This window comes from Kineococcus esterisolvens (genome assembly GCF_050871405.1).
Taxonomy (GTDB): domain Bacteria; phylum Actinomycetota; class Actinomycetes; order Actinomycetales; family Kineococcaceae; genus Kineococcus.
In genome coordinates, this window is record NZ_JBJLRI010000021.1 from 17,229 (window position 1) to 35,355 (window position 18,127).

General features: G+C 76.0%; 19 protein-coding genes and 1 pseudogene. 10 read left to right on the forward strand and 10 right to left on the reverse strand.

The window, feature by feature from the left end:
- Window position 1: 1 nt before the first annotated feature.
- A complete protein-coding gene (gene map / locus ACRYR8_RS09145) occupies window positions 2-769 on the reverse strand; it encodes a type I methionyl aminopeptidase (protein ID WP_432484127.1) in 768 nt (255 codons plus the stop codon).
- A gap of 55 nt (window positions 770-824) precedes the next feature.
- Between map and ACRYR8_RS09150 the strand changes: the two genes are divergently transcribed.
- Entirely contained in the window at window positions 825-1,100 is a 276-nt protein-coding gene (locus tag ACRYR8_RS09150; RefSeq protein ID WP_432484129.1) for a helix-turn-helix domain-containing protein, read from the forward strand.
- Here the strand turns inward: ACRYR8_RS09150 and ACRYR8_RS09155 are convergent.
- Together ACRYR8_RS09155 and ACRYR8_RS09160 are read right to left on the reverse strand one after the other, a co-directional pair.
- A complete protein-coding gene (locus ACRYR8_RS09155) occupies window positions 1,090-1,737 on the reverse strand; it encodes an MOSC domain-containing protein (RefSeq protein WP_432484131.1) in 648 nt (215 codons plus the stop codon). The genes ACRYR8_RS09150 and ACRYR8_RS09155 overlap by 11 nt on opposite strands.
- A gap of 101 nt (window positions 1,738-1,838) precedes the next feature.
- Complete coding sequence (locus ACRYR8_RS09160) at window positions 1,839-2,093, reverse strand: hypothetical protein (protein WP_432484133.1); 255 nt, start codon at window positions 2,091-2,093, stop codon at window positions 1,839-1,841.
- A gap of 359 nt (window positions 2,094-2,452) precedes the next feature.
- On the opposite strand from ACRYR8_RS09160, the gene ACRYR8_RS09165 reads away from it, so the two are divergent.
- Both ACRYR8_RS09165 and ACRYR8_RS09170 read left to right on the forward strand, forming a co-directional pair.
- Window positions 2,453-2,689 carry a hypothetical protein gene (locus ACRYR8_RS09165; RefSeq protein ID WP_432484135.1) on the forward strand — a complete coding sequence of 79 codons (237 nt, stop codon included), beginning with the start codon at window positions 2,453-2,455 and terminating at the stop codon, window positions 2,687-2,689.
- A 53-nt stretch (window positions 2,690-2,742) separates the two neighbouring features.
- Window positions 2,743-3,435, forward strand: a complete 693-nt coding sequence (locus tag ACRYR8_RS09170) for a GNAT family N-acetyltransferase (protein ID WP_432484137.1) — start codon at window positions 2,743-2,745, stop codon at window positions 3,433-3,435.
- A 19-nt stretch (window positions 3,436-3,454) separates the two neighbouring features.
- Here ACRYR8_RS09170 and ACRYR8_RS09175 read toward each other — a convergent pair whose 3' ends face one another.
- Entirely contained in the window at window positions 3,455-3,922 is a 468-nt protein-coding gene (locus ACRYR8_RS09175; protein ID WP_432484139.1) for a YbaK/EbsC family protein, read from the reverse strand.
- Window positions 3,923-4,116: 194 nt separating this feature from the next.
- On the opposite strand from ACRYR8_RS09175, the gene ACRYR8_RS09180 reads away from it, so the two are divergent.
- The 3 genes and pseudogenes from ACRYR8_RS09180 (at window position 4,117) to ACRYR8_RS09190 (ending at window position 5,690) form a co-directional block, all read left to right on the forward strand.
- The gene (locus tag ACRYR8_RS09180) at window positions 4,117-4,425 is read left to right on the forward strand and encodes a hypothetical protein (protein ID WP_432484141.1); all 309 of its coding nucleotides are present in this window, start codon (window positions 4,117-4,119) and stop codon (window positions 4,423-4,425) included.
- Between the two features lie 153 nt (window positions 4,426-4,578).
- Window positions 4,579-4,701: pseudogene (locus ACRYR8_RS09185) on the forward strand (transposase); the annotation flags it as partial.
- 668 nt (window positions 4,702-5,369) lie between these two features.
- Entirely contained in the window at window positions 5,370-5,690 is a 321-nt protein-coding gene (locus ACRYR8_RS09190) for a carboxymuconolactone decarboxylase family protein (RefSeq protein ID WP_432484143.1), read from the forward strand.
- 21 nt (window positions 5,691-5,711) lie between these two features.
- Here ACRYR8_RS09190 and ACRYR8_RS09195 read toward each other — a convergent pair whose 3' ends face one another.
- The gene (locus ACRYR8_RS09195) at window positions 5,712-7,505 is read right to left on the reverse strand and encodes a glycoside hydrolase family 15 protein (RefSeq protein ID WP_432484192.1); all 1,794 of its coding nucleotides are present in this window, start codon (window positions 7,503-7,505) and stop codon (window positions 5,712-5,714) included.
- 182 nt (window positions 7,506-7,687) lie between these two features.
- Here ACRYR8_RS09195 and ACRYR8_RS09200 point away from each other — a divergent pair, with 182 nt between their 5' ends.
- Window positions 7,688-8,269, forward strand: a complete 582-nt coding sequence (locus ACRYR8_RS09200; protein ID WP_432484194.1) for an MBL fold metallo-hydrolase — start codon at window positions 7,688-7,690, stop codon at window positions 8,267-8,269.
- Window positions 8,270-8,290: 21 nt separating this feature from the next.
- Here ACRYR8_RS09200 and ACRYR8_RS09205 read toward each other — a convergent pair whose 3' ends face one another.
- The 5 genes from ACRYR8_RS09205 to ACRYR8_RS09225 all read right to left on the reverse strand — a co-directional run bounded on the left by ACRYR8_RS09205 (window position 8,291) and on the right by ACRYR8_RS09225 (window position 14,144).
- Entirely contained in the window at window positions 8,291-9,643 is a 1,353-nt protein-coding gene (locus ACRYR8_RS09205; RefSeq protein ID WP_432484145.1) for an MFS transporter, read from the reverse strand.
- 57 nt (window positions 9,644-9,700) lie between these two features.
- On the reverse strand, window positions 9,701-10,471 hold the full coding sequence (locus ACRYR8_RS09210; protein ID WP_432484147.1) for a decaprenylphospho-beta-D-erythro-pentofuranosid-2-ulose 2-reductase: 771 nt from the start codon (window positions 10,469-10,471) through the stop codon (window positions 9,701-9,703).
- A gap of 96 nt (window positions 10,472-10,567) precedes the next feature.
- Window positions 10,568-11,449, reverse strand: a complete 882-nt coding sequence (locus tag ACRYR8_RS09215) for a MaoC family dehydratase (RefSeq protein ID WP_432484149.1) — start codon at window positions 11,447-11,449, stop codon at window positions 10,568-10,570.
- Window positions 11,446-12,831: a 3-oxoacyl-ACP reductase gene (locus ACRYR8_RS09220; RefSeq protein ID WP_432484151.1), complete on the reverse strand. Its 1,386-nt coding sequence runs from the start codon at window positions 12,829-12,831 to the stop codon at window positions 11,446-11,448. The genes ACRYR8_RS09215 and ACRYR8_RS09220 overlap by 4 nt, the downstream gene beginning before the upstream one ends.
- Window positions 12,831-14,144, reverse strand: a complete 1,314-nt coding sequence (locus ACRYR8_RS09225; RefSeq protein ID WP_432484153.1) for an acetyl-CoA C-acetyltransferase — start codon at window positions 14,142-14,144, stop codon at window positions 12,831-12,833. Before ACRYR8_RS09225 ends, ACRYR8_RS09220 begins: the two co-directional genes overlap by 1 nt.
- Before the next feature lie 85 nt (window positions 14,145-14,229).
- On the opposite strand from ACRYR8_RS09225, the gene ACRYR8_RS09230 reads away from it, so the two are divergent.
- Genes ACRYR8_RS09230 through ACRYR8_RS09240 form a run of 3 tightly spaced genes read left to right on the forward strand, consistent with a single transcriptional unit; the run spans window position 14,230 to window position 18,086 of the window.
- Window positions 14,230-14,955 (forward strand): TetR/AcrR family transcriptional regulator, encoded by a 726-nt coding sequence (locus ACRYR8_RS09230; protein ID WP_432484155.1) that lies wholly within the window; start codon window positions 14,230-14,232, stop codon window positions 14,953-14,955.
- Entirely contained in the window at window positions 14,952-17,027 is a 2,076-nt protein-coding gene (locus ACRYR8_RS09235) for an acyl-CoA dehydrogenase family protein (RefSeq protein WP_432484157.1), read from the forward strand. Before ACRYR8_RS09230 ends, ACRYR8_RS09235 begins: the two co-directional genes overlap by 4 nt.
- 9 nt (window positions 17,028-17,036) lie before the next feature.
- Window positions 17,037-18,086, forward strand: a complete 1,050-nt coding sequence (locus ACRYR8_RS09240) for a lipoate-protein ligase LplAB (RefSeq protein WP_432484159.1) — start codon at window positions 17,037-17,039, stop codon at window positions 18,084-18,086.
- The last annotated feature ends 41 nt before the right edge of the window (window positions 18,087-18,127 follow it).

Consider the following 18,127-nt stretch of genomic DNA (forward strand, 5'->3'; position numbering starts at 1 on the left):
CTCAGGGCAGGGTGAGGACCACCGGGCCGTCCTCGGTGACCGCCACCGTGTGCTCCTCGTGGGCGCCGGGCAGGCCGTGCGCGCTGCGCAACGTCCAGCCGTCGTCGTCGATCGAGTACTCCCCGCGCCCGCCGGCGAAGAACCACGGTTCGACCGCCAGGACGAGACCGGGCCGCAGCGGCAGCCCCCGCCCGGGACGGCCGTCGTTGGGCACGGAGGGGTCCTCGTGCATGGTGCGGCCGATGCCGTGGCCGCCGAAGTCGGTGTTCACCCCGCAGCCGTGCTCGCGCGCCACGGCACCGATCGCTGCGGACACGTCGCCGACCCTGGCGCCGGGGACCGCGGCGGCGATCCCGGCCGCCAGGGCCTCACGGGTGGCGGCGACCAGTTCCGCGTCGCCGGGACGCGTGGCGCCGACGCTGAAGGTGGTGGCCGAGTCACCGGCCCAGCCGTCCAGCAGCGCGCCGCAGTCGACGCTGAGCAGGTCCCCCTCGCGCAGCGCGTACCGGCCGGGGAGGCCGTGCAGGACCGCGTCGTCGACGGAGGTGCAGACCACCCCGGGGAACGGGGTGGGCGCGAACCGCGGCCGGTAGCCGAGGAACGGGGAGGTGGCACCGGCGGCGGCCAGCACCTCGCGGGCCGCGGCGTCCAGCTCGTCCAGGCGCACGCCGGGCGCGGCGGCGGCCCGCACCGCGGCCAGCGCGTCGGCGACGACCTTCCCGGCCGCGCGCATCGCCTCGATCTCCCCGGGGGTCTTCAGCTCGACCACCGCCACCACCTCCGCACCGCGATCGGTACACCTATCCCGGTATTATTATCACGCCATGGTTCGTCCCCCGCTGCCCGAGGAGGCCCGCGAGCGCGGGCGTCGGCTCGGCGAGCTGCTGCGCCGCGCGCGCGGCGAGCTGACCGTCGTGCAGGTCTCCGCCCGCTCCGGCGTGCCCGCCGAGACGCTGCGCAAGATCGAGGCCGGCCGCGTGCCCACCCCGGCGTTCTTCACCGTCGCCGCGCTCGCCGCCGCGCTCGACGTCCCCCTGGACGAGCTGGTCCTGGGGTGCGGCGGCCCACCGCCGGCCGCGCCGCGCGAACTCACCGCGTGAGCCCACCGGGGTCCTCGGCGGGGAACTGCGGCACGCCGCGCAGCAGCGGCAGCAGCTGCGGCTCCGTCGTCAGCGCCGCGAACGCGGTGGCCACGTCGACACCGTGCGCGGGCACGTCGAGCACCCGCACCGGGTCCCCGGCACGCACCTCGCCCGCGGCCAGCACCCGCAGGTAGGCGCCCGGGACCCGGGCGGCGGTGAACCGCGGGAGCCACCGCCGCTCGCCCACCCGCACCGCGAACGTGACGCACGGGATGCGCGGGCAGCTCACCTGCAGCACCGCCGAACCCACCGCCCACGTCTCGCCGATCACCGCACCGGTGACGTCGACACCGGCGGTGGTGAGGTTCTCCCCGAACGCGCCGGCGCGCAGGGGACGGCCGAGCTCGGACTCCCACGCGTCCAGGTCCTCGCGCGCGTACGCGTACACCGCCTGGTCGTCACCGCCGTGGTTCGCGGTGTCGGCGACGTGGTCGCCGGCCAGTCCGCTGCCGCCGACGCCCTTCGGCCCGGGTGCCCGCACCCGCACGGGGCCGCTGACGGGCCGCTTGTCGATGCCGCTGGTGCCGCCCTTGGCGGCGATGGGCCGCAGCTCACCGACGTTGACCGACAGCACCCGACCGCGCGCCCCGTCCACCCCCCGGACCGTAGGTGATCCCGGTCGGCGCGTCACCGGGGTTCTCGGTGGGCGTTCAGCGCCCGCCCGGCGCACCGACCCGAGCACGCCGGCTCCCCGGATCAGCGCTGGCGCCGCAGGTTCCAGCCGCGCACCACCAGTAAGACACCCCCGGCCACGGCCCCGTAGGCCCCCCAGCGCAGCGCGGCGTGGTTCAGCAGCCCCTCCCACGTGTCCGAGCCGCCAGGGCCGGACGGCCGGTGAGCGGCCGCCACGCCGTGGAAAGCCACCCCCGCGACGACCAAGACGATCCCCAGCACCAGGAGGGGGACCGCCCACCCACCACCCCGCGCGTGCCGACTCCCGTTCGTGCTCACTCCTCGATCCTGACGCGGATCACCGCGCGCGTCGTCCCCCGATCGTCGCTCCCGACCACCACCGCGCCGGGCGGGCCACCCAGCGGCCCCGGGCCCGCCACCGCCGTGCTCGTGCGTCCCGGAGCACGGCCGGTCGCACGCGCACCGCGCGGCACCGGCACCGGCACGAGCGCGGCTCAGCGCCGATCGATCGAGACCTCGGTCCGCGTGCCGTCGTCGGTGCGTGCCGAAGTCCACGTGCACACCCACGAGGACGTGCCGCGATCCACGCGCGGTGACGGGCCGCCTCCCCGCCCGCAGGTCCGAGGAACCGGAAAACCCGCCCCCCGCGGCACCGCGGGCTGGCAGGATCCGGCGCCGTGAAGCAGCTGCCCGCCCCCCTGGCCGTCGCCACCTTCGCGGCCCTCGCGCTCACCGCCTGCAGCGGGACCAGCCCCTGCACCGAGCTGCCGGCCCCCACCGCCGAGCAGCTGGCCGCCGCCTCCCAGCAGGTCCGCGGGCTCGCCGTGGAGGTGGAGGTGGAGCACGAGGGCGTCGACTGCTTCGTCGACCCCGCCACCGGCCGCTGGACCGAGGAGCTGGAGGAGGGTTCCTGATCCGGGCGGGGGCTCGCCCACCGCACCGTGGTGCCGCGGCGCGGTGGGGCAGGATGGGTGCCGTGCCGCAGGAACCGGGGTCGGGGGCCTCCGCCGGGGGACCACCCCGCGCCGAGCCCCGCCTGCGCGCGTTCGACCCGGGGTCCCCGGCGGACCTGGACGGGCTGTACGAGGTGTGCCTGCGCACCGGGTTCCACGGCGAGGACGCCACCGGCCGCTACGCCGACCCGCGCCTGCTGGGCGACGTGTACGCCGGGCCCTACGCCGCGCACGACCCCGCCCTGGTCACGGTCGTCGACGACGGCGTCGGCGTGGCCGGGTACGTCATCGGCTGCGCCGACACCCTCGGGTTCGAGCAGTGGGCGCGGGTGCAGTGGTGGGCCGGGGTGCGGCGCCGCCACCGCGAGCTCCTCGCCACCGGCGCGCGGCCCACCGAGCTGGACACCGCGCTGCTGCGCTCGCTGGACCGCCCGGCCGGTCCGCGGCCGTACCTGCACGGGCGCACCGCCCACCCGGCGCACCTGCACATCGACCTGCTGCCGCACGTGCAGGGTCGCGGCCTGGGCCGCCGACTGGTGGAGCACCTGCTGGTGCAGCTCGGCGCCCGCGGGGTGCCCGGCGTCCACCTGGGCGTCTCGCTGCGCAACCCCGGTGCGGTCTCGTTCTACCGGCGGCTGGGCTTCCGCGAGCTCGTGGAGCCGGCGCCGGGCGCGGAGGGCCTCACGATGGGGCTCCGGCTGCGCTGAGCGCGGTCCCGGCGAGGGTTCAGGGGACGACCGCGACGGGTTCGGCGTCGCAGATCCGCAGCAGCTCGGTGAACGTCGTCGGGAACACCGCGTGGGGGGTCCCGGCCGCAGCCCACACCACGTCGAACCCGGCCAGCGCGACGTCCACGACGGTCCGCAGCGGCGCGGGGTGACCGACGGGCGCGACGCCCCCGATGGGCTGGCCGGTGGCCGCGCGGACCTCGGCCGCCCCCGGCCGGGTGAGGTCGGCGACACCCAGCTGCGCGGCGGTGTGGGCGGTGTCCACGCGGTGGGCGCCGCTGGTGAGCACGAGCACCGGCTCCCCGTCGGCGAGGAACACCAGGCTGCTCGCGATCGCGCCGACCGGGCAGCTCAGCGCCTCGGCGGCCTCCGCGGCCGTCCGGGCGGGCACGGGCAGCTCGCGCACCTCACCGGCGCACCCGGCGGCGCGCAGGGCGGCGGCGACGGCGGCGGCGTTTCGGTGCACGGAAGCTCCCGGGCGTGGGGACGGCGACGGCGGTGGCCCGACCCTGGCACACGAGGTCCGGCGCGCGAGGCGCAACGGCCCAACACTCAACGATGGGTAACCACCATTGACTCTCCGTGATTCACGCTCCGCCGGGGCGGTTCTCCACCACGCACCGGCGGGCGAACCGGCGCGCGGGGCGTCACCATCGACGGGTGGCCGTCTGGACGTCGTTCATGGACCTCGTGCACCTGCTGGGCGCCGTCGGCTCCGCCGCCCTGGTGATGGGCTTCGCCGCCGACGGCGAGACCGCGCGCGCCGTCTTCTACGCCGTGCTCGCCGTCGCGTTCACCGTCGCGCTGGCGCACCGGCGCGCGCAGCGGCGCACCGGCGCCACCCCCACCGCCCCGGTGGTGGTGGACCTGCGCCCCGGCCCGTCCGCCGCGACGGTGCGGGCCGGCGACGGCGGCACCGCCACCGGGGCGGGCGACGCCGAGCCCGGCCCCCGGCGGCCCGCCGCCTGAGCGGGGCGGGCGGCTCGCAGCGTGTTGATCGACGGTGGCGTGGAGCGTGCTGACCGCCGAGGCTGGTGGGCGCGGCCTGCTGCCCGGACTCGCCAACCCCCGCTGGTGTCCACGCGCTCACGGCGTGGACGCGACAGCGGCCGCTGTCGCTGAGGCCGAGAGGGGTTCGACGCGGGCAAGGAGGTCAACGGTCGCAAGCATCACGTCGTGCTGGACACCACCGGTCCGCTGATCGCGGTGGTGGTCACCTCCGCGTCGGTGCAGGACCGCGACGGCGTCGCGGTGATCGATCAGGCGGAGATGGCGGCGGGCGTGGAGTTGAGACGGGGCTTGCTCAACACGCTCCCACCACCTGCACGACGACACCGGCAGCGCGGCGTGGAGCTGCTGCGGGAGGCGCTCGCGGCCTGCGGAACCCCGTACCGGCACCTGTCGGGCGTGGTCCGCCGGGCGCTGCCGCCGCTGACCGACGCCGATCGGTGGGCCGCGGCCGCGATGGTCGTGCTCGGCGTGGGCGCCACGATCGGCGAGAACCCCATCGGTCCCGGCCACGACTGCCGCGAGACGGTCGCGGTGTGGTTCCGCGCTGTGGTTCCGCGCTGTGGTTCCGCGCTGTGGTCCCACGGGGTGGTTCCACGGGGTGGTTCCACCGGGTGGTTCCGCTGTCCCCGGGCACCTCCCTCACGGCCGGCGCCCCGCTGGTGCACCAGGCGCACGCCCTGGACGTTTCCCGTTCCCGGCGCTGCGGCCGTTCACCGGCCGGTGCACGTGCGGTCCGCGTCGACGGCGTACCTGTGGCGCCCGTACGGGGTTCACCGCCGGGCCGGGCCGGTACGGCGCCGGCCCCCCGGCCCGCCCCGGACGTCGTCCACGACCGCGCCCCGCCCCCTCGGTAGGCTGACGAGCAATCCCACCGCACCCGCCCGAGCACACCGGAGCCCGCCGTGAGCGACTACCTGCCCTCGATCTACCGCGAGTTCACCGAGCGGTACCCGGACGTCGCCGCCGCGCAGGGCGCGCTGGCCGAGGCCGTGCGGGAACACAACGGCTTCGACGCCCGCACCGACCGGCTGCTGAAGTTCGCCCTCGCCCTGGGCGCCCAGTCCGACGGCGCCGTGCGCTCCAACGTCCGCAAGGCGCTCGCGGAGGGCTCCTCGGCCGACGAACTGCGGGCGGTGGCCCTGTCCGCGATCACCACCTGCGGCTTCCCCACCGCGATCGCGGGACTGCGCTGGATCGAGGAGGTCCTGACGGCCGAGGACTGATCGGGGTTGGCCGGGCCCCGCTCACCCCCGGTCCAGGGCCCGGTCTAGGTTGGCGGCGGCGCTGATGAGGGCCAGGTGCGTGAACGCCTGCGGGAAGTTGCCCAGCGCCTCCCCCGAAGGACCGATCTCCTCGGCGTACAGCCCCAGGTGGTTGGCGTAGGTCATCATCTTGTCGAACACCAGCCGCGCCTCGGCCAGGCGACCCGCCGCGGTGAGCGCGTCCACGTACCAGAACGAGCACAGGTTGAACGTCCCCTCCTCGCCCGGGAGGCCGTCGTGGCCCGTGCGGGCGTACCGGTGCACCAGGCTGTCGGAGACGAGCCGCTCCCCCACCACGTCCAGCGTGCTGAGGAACCGCGGGTCGGTGGGGCCGGCGAACTTCACCATCGGCATGCACAGCACCGACGCGTCGAGCAGCTCCGATCCCGGCGCCATGGTGAACGCGCCGGCGCGCGGGTCCCAGCACTCCTCCTGCACGAAGCGGTACGCCTTCGCGGCGAGCTTGCGCCACTTCTGCTCCGGCGCGGGCAGACCGCGGTCCCGCGCCAGCCGCAACGCCCGGTCGAAGGCCACCCACGTCTGCAGGCCCGAGTACGTGAACCGCTGCCGGGGCCCGCGGATCTCCCAGATGCCCTCGTCGGGTTCCTGCCAGTGGCGGCTGAGCCAGTCCAGCCGCCGCGACAGCCCCGTCCACAGGTCATACGAGATCGGGACCTCGCGGTTGTAGAGGTAGACGGAGTCCATCAGCTCGCCGTAGACGTCGAGCTGCCGCTGGCCGACCGCGTCGTTGCCGATGCGCACCGGCCCGGAACCGCAGTAGCCCTCCAGGTGGTCCAGGTGCGTCTCGGGGATCTCCGGGCTGCCGTCCACCGCGTACATGATCATCACGTCGCGCTCGTCGTCGGCGTCCTCGCAGCGGTGCTGGATCCACTCCATGAACGCCCCGGCCTCCTCCAGGAAACCCAGCTGCATGAGGGCGTGCACGGTGAACGCGGCGTCGCGCAGCCACGCGTAGCGGTAGTCCCAGTTGCGGCTGCCACCCAGCTCCTCCGGCAGCGACGTCGTCGGCGCGGCGACCAGCGCCCCCGTGGGGTGGTAGACGAGCAGCTTCAGCGCCAGCGCCGAGCGGTGCACCATCTCGCGCCAGCGGCCCCGGTACGTCGAGCGCGCCAGCCAGCGCTGCCAGTACTCGGCCGTCGCGGTGAACTGCGCGTCCGTCTCGCCCGGGCGCAGGGGCCGCACCTCGCCCTGCCACTCCAGCACCAGCTCCAGCCGGTCGCCGCGCTCGAGCTTCGCGCTGGCCACCACCCCGCCGTCCCCCGTCGCCCGCAGCGGCACCGTGCTGCGCAGCACCGCCCGGCCCAGGTGCGACTCGAACACCGCACCGATGCCGTCGACGACCGTCGTGGTGTGCTCGGCACGGCCGTAGTCGAAGGCGGGGCGGCACTCCACGTCGAAGACGGCGCTGCCGCACACCACCGTGGCCTGCCGCACCAGGCACCCGCCCTGCGGCCGCACGTCGCTCGTCTCCGGGACCATGAAGTCCACGACCTCGCCGACGGCCTCCGGCGCCAGCGAGCGGGTGAGCAGCACGTTGGTGTCCGGCAGGTACAGCTGCTTGGTCTGCCCGGCGTTGCGGCACCGCACCGAGAACGACCCGCCGCGGCGGGCGTCCAGGATCGACCCGAACAGCGACGGCGCGTCGAAGCGGCCCGGGCAGTACCAGTCGATGGTGCCGTTGGTGCCGACGAGGGCGACCGTGCGCAGGTCCCCGATGACGCCGTGCTCGGCGATGGGCAGGTACGTGGGGTCCAGGACGACCTCCTGCGCCTCGAAGGGGGGGTGTTCGTCGCCCCACTGTGCACCCGCGCGGCGCGATCGGCGCGGCGTCCCGCGGACGCCGCGCCGAGCCGGGCTAGGTTCGTCCCGTGACGACGGGAGCGCAGGACCTGCGGACCACGGCGAGCACCGAGGTGCGTGCGGTGCACGTCGGGTCGATGGACAACGTGGCGTACCTGGTGACCTGCCGGCGCACCCGTGAGCAGGTGCTCGTGGACGCCGCGGCCGAGCCGGAGGCGCTGCTGGACCTGGTGCGCGCCGGTTCCCCCGACGGCCGGCTCGGGCTGGTCGTCACCACCCACCGCCACCACGACCACGTCGGTGCCCTCGCCGAGGTGGTGGCCGCCACCGGGGCCGAGACCGCCGCCGGCGAGGACGACGCCGACCACCTGCCCGTGCCCACCGGCCGCCGGCTGCGCCACGGCGACGTGGTGCGGGCCGGGGACGTGCGGCTGGAGGTGGTGCACCTGCGCGGGCACACCCCCGGCTCGGTGGCCCTGATCCTGCGCGGTGGGGGCGAGGGCCCCGACCACGTCTTCACCGGCGACTCGCTGTTCCCCGGCGGTGTCGGCAGCACCCGCGGCGACGCGGCCGCCTTCACCTCGCTGATCGGCGACGTCACCGACCGGCTGTTCGCCGTCCTCGACGACGCGACCGTGGTGCACCCCGGGCACGGGGCGCCCACGACGATCGGTGCCGAGCGCCCGCACCTGGGCGAGTGGCGCGCGCGGGGCTGGTGACCCCGCCCGCGCCCGCGCGGTTCAGTCCTCCAGCGCCCGGCCGCGGGTCTCCGGCAGCAGCCAGCTCGCCGCCGCCGCCACGGCGAACGCGGCACCGAACACCACGAACACCAGCGCGGTCCCGCCCGACCCCAGCAGCAGCGGCACGCTGAGCGGCGCCAGGATCGAGGCGATGCGCCCGAAACCGGCCGCCGAGCCCGCGCCGCGCCCGCGCACGAGCGTCGGGTACACCTCCGGGGTGAGCGCGTAGAGGGCGCCCCAGGCGCCCAGGTTGAAGAACGAGAGCAGGATCCCCGCGGTGAGGATCGCCGGGTCGCTGTCGGCGGCGGAGTACAGCAGCGCCGCGACGGCCGAGCCCACGAGGAACACCGACAGCGTGCGCCGGCGGCCCCACGACTCCACCAGCCAGGCGGACACCGCGTAGCCCGGCAGCTGCCCGAGGGTGATGATGAGCGTGAACTCCAGCGAGCGCACCACGGTGAACCCGTCCTCGAACAGCAGGCTGGGGATCCACGTGAACGCCCCGTAGTAGCTGAAGTTCACGAAGAACCACACCAGCCACAGTCCGGTGGTGCGCCGGCGCAGGCCGCGGCTCCACACCCCCGGCGCGTCCGCCGCGCCGGCACCGGTGTCCTCCTGCGCGAGCGGGCCCGGTGAGTACCGCACGCCCGCGGACTCCTCGAACTGCCGGACCACCCGCTCGGCCTCGGCCTGCCGGCCGTGCGACATCAGGAACCGCACCGATTCCGGCAGTCCGCGGCGCACCACGATGGCGTAGAGCGCGGGCACGGCCCCCAGCACCAGCGCCCAGCGCCAGCCGTCGTCGGAGGCCGGCACCAGCAGGAAGCCCACCAGGGCGGCCGCGGTCCAGCCGACGGCCCAGAACGCCTCCAGCATCACGACGACGCGCCCGCGGATCCGTCGCGGCGCGAACTCGCTGACCAGGGTCGAGGCGACCGGCAGCTCCGCCCCCAGGCCCAGGCCCACGAGGAACCGGAACACCAGCAGCGCTCCCAGCGACCAGGACAGGGCGGAGGCGCCGCTGGCGATCCCGTACACCAGCAGGGTCAGCGCGAAGACCTGCCGGCGCCCGATGCGGTCGGCGAGCAGGCCGCCGAGGCTGGCGCCGATCGCCATGCCGACGAACCCGATCGAGGCGACCCACGAGCTCTCCCCGGCGGTCAGGTCCCACTGGACGCGCAACGCCAGCAGCACGTACGCCACCAGCCCGACGTCGAACGCGTCCAGCGCCCAGCCGATACCGGAACCCACCAGCAGCTGCCGGTGGCGGCGTGTGAACGGCAGGTCGTCGAGGCGTTCGGTGGCCGTCAGGGTCGTTCCCCCGGCCGCCGGCTGCGGGGCTGCTTCAGACATGCCGTCCACGCTAGTGCCCGCTGACCGGACCCTCAGGTCGTCGCGGCGCCGGGCCCCTCAGCGCGGCGCGCGGCGCCACACGGCGCGCGGGGTGGCGCGCATCGCGGCGGCCAGGGCCCGCAGCGCGCCGGGAACCCACACCTCCACGCGCCCGGCGGCCAGCGCGGCCGCGGTCGCCTCGGCCACCTGCGGCGGGGTGCTGGACAGCGGTGCGGGCCGCATCCCGGCGCTCATGCGGCCGATGACGAAACCCGGTCGCACCAGCAGCAGGGAGACGCCGCTGCCGGCGAGGGCGTCGGCCAGCCCCGAGGCGAAGGCGTCGAGCCCGGCCTTGGCGGAGCCGTACACGTAGTTCGGGCGGCGCGCCCGGACCCCGGCGATGGAGGAGAACGCGACGATCCGCCCGGCGCGCAGCGGGCGCAGCAGCAGCGCGAGGTGGGACAGGATGCTCACCTGGGCGGTGAAGTCGGTGTGCAGCACCGCCAGCGCGTGGGCGACGTCGGTCTCGGCGCGCGCCTGGTCGCCGAGGACGCCGAACGCCACGACGGCGTCCAGCGCGCCGTGGCGGGCGACGACGTCCGCGAGCAGCGGCCCGTGGGAGGGCAGGTCGTCGGCGTCGAACTCGACGGTCTCGACGTCCGCGGCACCGGCGGCGCGCAGCCGCGCGGCCTCCCCCGCCAGGCGGTCCGCACCGCGGGCGGCCAGCACGACGGTGCGCGCCCCGGCCCGCACGAGCCGCTCGGCGACCTCGAGCCCGATCTCGCTGCGCCCGCCCAGCAGCAGCACGGTGGAGCTCGGCGGGACGGCACGTCGCGTGGAGGCGCTCACACCCCCACCCCACCACACCCGCCCCCTCCCCGCGGTGTTCGGGGAAGTGGTGGTCTCGACGCGTCGGTTCCTCGACCACCGCGGGGAGGGGGAGGGTCAGAGGGGGGTGACGGCGGCGAGCAGGTGGGTGCGCTGCCCGTCGCGGCTGCGCACGGCGGTGCGCCAGGTGCCGCCGGCCGGCCCGGGCACGTGCTCGTGCAGGTGCTCCACCGTGGCCGGCAGCAGCAGCGGCGCCTTGAAGCGCACGTCGGCGAGCACCGCGTCCGGGAGCCGGCCGTCGAGGACGGCCAGGCTGCGCGAGGCCGTCCACAGCCCGTGCGCCAGCGCCCGCGGGAACCCCAGCAGCTTCGCCGCCGGGGCGGCCAGGTGCAGGGGGTTCACGTCCCCGCTGACCTCCGCGTAGCGGCGGCCGGTGCCGGCACCCACCCGCCAGCGGGTCGCGCTCGCCCGCGGCCCGGGGGCGGGCGGCTCCTCCGGCGGCGGGGGGACCGTCCCCGGCAGCCGGGTCCCGGGGGCGAGGTAGCGGCTCGTGCCGGACCAGGCCGGTGACTCGTGGGGCCCCTCGGTGGCACCGCGCACCTCGGTGACCAGCTCCACGACGGCGCCGCGGCGGTGCGGGCGCATCGCCACCGCCCGCACCGAGACGTCCAGCTCCTCGTCCACGCCCAGCGGCCGGTGCTGCGCGAACTCCTGCGCGACGTGCACCAGGCCCAGCAGCCGGAAGGGGAACGGCTCGGACACCAGCAGCTGCACCTGAGCGGTGAAACCCAGCAGGTGCGGGTACGGCAGCGGCAGCCGCGAGCGCAGCGGGTACCCGCACACCCGCGACCAGGCCGCCAGCCGGTCGGCGTCCACGCGCAGACCGCGCTGCTCGTACCGGCGGCGGGGCAGGTCCACCGCACGGCGCGGGCGGGGCGCCACGAGCGAGCGCAGGTAGTTCACGGCCAGGGGTTCCGGGGAACTCGCCACGGCGCTCACGCCCCCGTCACGTGCTGGCCGCACACGCGCAGGACCTGCCCGACGACCCCGCCGGCGCCGGGCGAGGCGAGCCAGGCCACGGCCTCGGCGACGTCGACGGGCAGACCGCCCTGCTGCAGGCTGCTGGCGCGCCGGCCCACCTCCCGCGGGACGGGCGGCATGGCCGCGGTCATGGGAGTCTCGATGAAACCCGGCGCGACGGCGTTGACGGCCATGCCGCGCTCGGCGAGGGGCCCGGCCAGCGCCTGCACGAACCCGACGAGCCCGGCCTTGCTGGCCGCGTAGTTGGTCTGCCCCTTCGCACCGGCCAGGCCGTTGATGGACGACAGGCACACGATACGCGCGCCCGGCGCGAGGGCGCCGTCGGTGCTCAGCAGCTGCTCGGTCAACCGCAGCGGCGCGGCGAGGTTCACCCCGAGCACGGTGTCCCACGCGGCCTCGTCGAGGTTCACGAAGGAGCGGTCACGGGTGACCCCGGCGTTGTGGACGACGGCGTCGGCGCCGCCGAACCGGCGCCGCAGGTGCTCGGCGAGCGCGCGGGGCGCGGTGCCGGCGGTGACGTCGAGCGTCAGCGCGGAGCCCCGCACCCGGTTGGCGACGTGGGCCAGCTGCTCACCGGCGGCGGGCACGTCGACGCACACGACGTGCACGCCGTCGCGGGCCAGGACCTCGGCGATCGCCGCGCCGATGCCCCGGGCGGCGCCGGTGACCACGACGACCCGGCGTTCGCGCACGGGTGCGGGAGCGGGAGCGGGACCGACGAGGAGCGACTGGCCGGAGACGAAGGCCGCGCGGGACGAGCAGAGGAACTCCACCGGGGAGCGCAGCGCCTCCCCCGCACCGGCGGCGACGCGCAGGAGGTTCACGGTGGTGCCGCCGCGGGCCTCCTTGCCGAGGCTGCGCACCAGCCCCTCCAGGGCCTGCTGCACCGCGCGGCCCTCCACGTCGCCGAACGCCCCGGCGAAACCGGCGCCGGCGTCCCCGCCCACCTCGGCGGGCACGGCGCCCAGCACGAGGACGCGGCCGCTGCGGGCGGTGCGGCGGAACGCCGGTGCCAGCAGCTCCCGCAGCTGCGCGAGGTCGGCGAGGCGGCGGGCGGCGGTGGCGTCGACGACGACGGCGCCGAGCCGGTCCCCGCCCGCGGCGTCCGGGTCGGCCACGACGTGGGCACCGGCGGCCGCCAGCCACGCGGCGACGTCGGCTGCCGTCGGGGCGGTGCCCACGCGCAGCACCACGGCCGGGCCGGTGAGGAACTCCTGGCCGGGTGCGTACCGGCGCAGCCGCGGCGGCACGGGCAGGCCCAGCCGCTTCGCGGCCGCACCGCCCGGGCCGGAGGCGACGAGGTCGCCGTACAGGTCGTCGGGGAACCCGGTCCGGGCCATCACGCCTCCACCAGGGCCGCGATGCCCTGCCCGCCGGCCGCGCAGATCGAGATGAGTGCGCGCCCGCCGCCGCGTTCGGCGAGGAGCTTCGCCGTGGTGGCCAGGATGCGGGCACCGGTGGCGGCGAACGGGTGGCCGGTGGCCAGCGAGGACCCGGCGACGTTGAGCTTGGCGCGGTCCACGCGCCCGAGCGCCCCGTCCAGCCCGAGGCGCTCGCGGCAGAACTCCTCGTCCTCCCACGCGGCCAGGGTCGCCAGCACGGTGGAGGCGAACGCCTCGTGGATCTCCACGACGTCCAGGTCGTCCAGTGTCCAGCCGTTGCGCCGCAACAGGACCGGGACGGCGTGGACGGGCGCGGTGAGCAGCCCCTCGCCGCGGTGGACGTGGTCCACCGCGGCGGTCTGGGCGTCGACCAGGTGGGCCAGCACGTCGAGGCGGTGCTCGGCGGCCCACTCGTCGGTGGCGAGCAGCACGGCGGCCGCGCCGTCGGTGAGCGGGGTGGAGTTGCCCGCCGTCATCGTCGCGGGTTGGTCCAGGTCGCGGCCGAACACCGGTTCCAGCGCGGAGAGCTTGTCCAGGGAGGTGTCCGGCCGCAGCAGCCCGTCGCGGTGCACCCCCAGGTACGGGGTCACCAGGTCGTCGAAGAACCCGCGCTCGTAGGCGGCGGCGAGGTTGCGGTGGCTGGCCAGGGCCAGCTCGTCCTGCGCCTGCCTGCTCACGCCCCAGTGCGCGGCGGTGCGGGCGGCGTGCTCGCCCATCGACAGGCCGGTGCGGGCCTCGGCGTTGCGGGGGAACTCCGGGACGACCTGCCCGGGGCGCAGGCCCGCGAGCGCCCTGAGGCGGGCTGCGGGGGTGCGGGCGCGGTTCAGGGCCAGCAGGACCCGGCGCAGGCCCTCGTCGACGGCGATCGGCGCGTCGCTCGCGCTGTCGGCGCCCCCGGCGATGCCCGCCTCCACCTGCCCGAGGGCGATCTTCCCGGCGAGCAGCACGGCGGTCTCCAGGCCCGTCGCGCAGGCCTGGGAGACGTCGAACGCCGGCGTGGCCGGGTCGAGCGCGGTGGACAGGACCGCCTCGCGGGTGAGGTTCAGGTCGCGGCTGTGCTTGAGGACGGCGCCGGCGACGACCTCGCCGAGGCGCTCGCCGGCCAGGCCGGTGCGGGCCACGAGGCCGTCGATCGCGGCGACCAGCAGGTCCTTCGCGGAGGCCTGCGCGTAGCGGCCGCCGGCCTTGGCGAAGGGCGTGCGGTTGCCGGCGACCACGGCCACGGGCCGGACGGCGCGAGCGGTGCGGGAGAGGGGCGGTGCTGCGGTCACGGGACCTCCTCGTCGAGCTCGGACCCCGGAAACTTAACAGGTACTGCGGGTACCGGATACCCGTCGTGCGGGGTACCGTCGAGACGTGGACCCCGTCACCGCCGACGTCCCGACCCCCGGCGCACCCGGCGCACCCGCCGCGGCGCCGGTGCGCCCGGACGGCCGCCGCACCCGCTGGGCCGAGCACCGCCGCGCCCGGCGCGAGGAGCTCGTCACCGCCGCGCTGCGCGCCATCACCACGCACGGCGCCGGCCTCGGCATGGACGAGCTGGCCGCGGCCGCCGGCACCAGCAAGACCGTCCTGTACCGGCACTTCACCGACAAGGAGGACCTGTACCTGGCGGTCGCGCGCCGCGTGAACCGGCTGATCGTGCGCGAACTGCGCAGCGCCGTGGAGCGCGCGAGCAGCCCCCGCGAGGCGCTGGCCGGGATCGTGAGCACCTACCTGGGCCTCGTCGAGGCCGACCCGGAGGTGTACCGGTTCGTCGTCTCCCACCCCTTCGGCGCCACCGCCCGCGACCCCGAGCGCGACCCCGTGCAGCGCCTCACCCGAGCACTGGCCGACGAGACGGCCCGCACCCTCACGGCGCACCTGCGCGCCGCCGGCGCGGCGGACACCTCCGCCGACGCCCTCGCGCACGGCCTCGTCGCGCTCATCCGCTCCGCGGCCGACCGGTGGATCTGCACCCCGGACCGCATCGCCGCCACCGACATGGCCGCCGCCCTCACCGACCTCGCCTGGGGCGGCCTGAGCGCCGTCCTCGCCCGGCCCGCCGACCCCGCCCGACCCGCACCCGAGGAGGTCCCGTGACCGCCACCGAGATCGACACCGCCGTCGCCGCACCGGCCGCCGGGACCCCCGCTCGGGGAACCGACCGGGAGCGCGCCGCAGCGCCCGGCCCGGTCGACACCGACGTCCTGCGCACCGTCCTCGACGGCCGATACGCCGACCTGCGCGAGCAGGCGCGCCGCGAGCTCCCCGCCGACCTGTTCGGGCCGATCGACCACCTGAGCACCGCCGAGCAGCGCGACCTCACCCTCGCGCGGCTGCGCGTGCTCGCCGACCTCGGCGGCCACGAGCTGGGTTTCTCCTCCAGGTACGGCGGCGGGGACTCCCCCGGCGGCCAGGTCAGCCAGTTCGAGGTGCTCGGCTTCGGCGACGCCTCCCTGATGATCAAGTCGGGCGTGCAGTGGGGGCTGTTCGGCGGCGCCGTGCAGGCGCTGGGCACCGAGCGCCACCACGCCGAGCTGCTGCCGGCGCTGCTGCGCCTGGACCTCGTCGGCTGCTTCGCCATGACCGAGACCGGTCACGGTTCCGACGTGGCGTCGCTGGGCACCACCGCCACCTACGACCCCGCGACGCGCGAGTTCGTCGTCCACACCCCGGACGAGTCGTGCCGCAAGGACTACATCGGCGGCGCCGCGCGCGACGCCGAGGTCGCGGTCGTGTTCGCGCAGCTGGTCACCGGCGGGGAGCGGCAGGGCGTGCACGCGTTCGTCGTCCCGCTGCGCGGCCCGGACGGGCACGACCTGCCGGGCGTCCGGCGCGGCGACGACGGCCGCAAGGCCGGCCTGAACGGGGTGGACAACGGCCGCCTGTGGTTCGACTCCGTGCGCGTGCCGCGCACCGCCCTGCTGGACCGCTACGCGCAGGTCGCCGACGACGGCACCTACTCCAGCCCCATCGCCAGCAAGAACGCCCGGTTTTTCACGATGCTCGGCGCACTGGTGAAGGGCCGCGTCAGCATCTCCGGCGGCGCGATCAGCCAGACGAAGGTCGCCCTGGAGATCGCGTTGCGGTACGCGCTGCGCCGCAGGCAGTTCGCCCGCCCCGGCGGGCAGGGCGGCGAGGGCGGCGAGGGCGGCGAGGAGGTCGTCCTGCTGGACTACCTGGCGCACCAGCGCCGCCTGCTGGTCCCGCTGGCCACCACGTACGCCCTGAGCTTCGCGCAGGACGAGCTGATGGGCGAGATGGACGACCTGCTGAAGGTCCAGCTCGCCGGCGGCGACCCCGAACCCGCCCGCCAGCGCGCGTTCGAGGCGCACGCGGCGGGGATGAAGGTCGCCTCCACCTGGCACGCCACCCGCACCATCCAGACCTGCCGGGAGGCGTGCGGCGGCAACGGCTACCTCTCCGAGAGCCGGCTGCCGCAGCTGAAGGCCGACACCGACGTGTTCACCACGTTCGAGGGCGACAACACCGTCCTGCTGCAGCTGGTCGCCAAGAGCCAGCTGACCGCGTACGCCCAGCAGTTCTCCGACCTCGACACCCTCGGCATGGCGAGGTTCGCCACCCGCGACTTCGTCACCACCCTCGCCGGGCGCAGCCCCGCCCGGTCCCTAGTCGCCGACGTCGTGGAGGCCGGGCGCACGCCCGACGAGCTGCACGACCGCGCGTGGCAGCTGCGGATGATCGCCGACCGCGAGCGCCACGTCGTGGAGTCGCTGGCCAAGCGGATGCGCAAGGCCCGTTCGCGCGACGACCGGGACGCGTTCGAGGCGGTCGACGGGTTGCAGGACCACCTGCTGCTGGCCGGGCGCGCGCACGTGGACCGCGTGGTGGCCGAGGCGTTCGCCGCGGCCATCGCCCGCACCGAGGACCCCGCGGTCGCGGCCCTGCTGGGCGAGGTGTTCGACCTGCACGCGCTGGCGCTGCTGGAGGCGGAGAAGGGCTGGTACCTGGAGCACCGGCGGATGACGACGCTGCGGGCCAAGGCCGTCACCCACGCGGTGAACGAGCTGTGCCGCCGGTTGCGCCCGCGCACCGAGGAGCTGCTCGCCGGGTTCGGCATCCCGCGGCACTGGCTGGCGTCCTCCCTGGTACCCGGTTCCCCGGCCGGCGGGCCCCCGGTCGCCGCGGCGGGCGCGGAGGCGTTCTCGTAGGGTCGCCCCGTGCACGGTGAGTACAAGGTCCCCGGCGGCAAGCTCGTGGTCGCCGACCTCGACGTGGTAGACGGCGCACTGGCCTCCGTCCGCGTCTCCGGCGACTTCTTCCTGGAGCCGGACGACGCCCTGGAGGCCGTGGACGCGGCGCTGACGGGCCTGCCGGCCGACGCGGACGCCGCGACGATCGCCGGCCGGGTCCGCTCGGCGCTGCCGCCGGGAGCCGTGCTGCTGGGCTTCTCCCCCGAGTCGGTCGCCACCGCGGTGCGCCGCGCGGTCGGCGGGGCCAGCGGGTGGCTGGACCACGACTGGCAGCTCGTGCACACCGGGCCGCAGGACCCGCAGGCGCACATGGCGCTGGACGAGGTGCTGGCCCGCGAGGTCGCCGCGGGCCGGCGCCCGCCGACGCTGCGGGTGTGGGAGTGGGCGAGCTCCGCCGTCGTCATCGGCAGCTTCCAGTCGCTGGCCAACGAGGTCGACGGAGAGGCCGCCCAGCGCCTCGGCGTCGACGTCGTGCGGCGGATCTCCGGCGGCGGGGCGATGTTCGTCGAGCCGGGCAACACCATCACGTACTCGCTGTACGCACCCGCCTCCCTGGTGGAGGGCCTGTCGTTCACCGAGTCGTACGCGTTCCTCGACGACTGGGTGCTGGTGGCGCTCGGCGACCTGGGCGTGAAGGCGTGGTACCAGCCGATCAACGACATCGCCACGGAGCAGGGCAAGATCGCCGGTGCCGCGCAGAAGCGCCTCGCCGACGGGACCGTCCTGCACCACGTGACGATGTCGTACGACATCGACGCCGCCAAGATGCTGCAGGTGCTGCGGATCGGCCGGGAGAAGCTGCAGGGCAAGGGCCTGGCCAGCGCCGCCAAGCGGGTGGACCCGCTGCGCCGGCAGACGGGCCTGCCGCGCGAGCAGGTCATCGACCGGATGGTCGCCACGTTCCGCAGGCAGTACGGGCTGGCGGACTCGGCCCTGACCGACGCGGAACTGGCCGCCGCCGAGGAGCTCGTGGCGGCGAAGTTCGCCACCCGCGACTGGATCGCGCGCGTCCCCTGACGCGCCGGGGCACCCGGCCGGCCCAGCGTCCCTCGACAGCC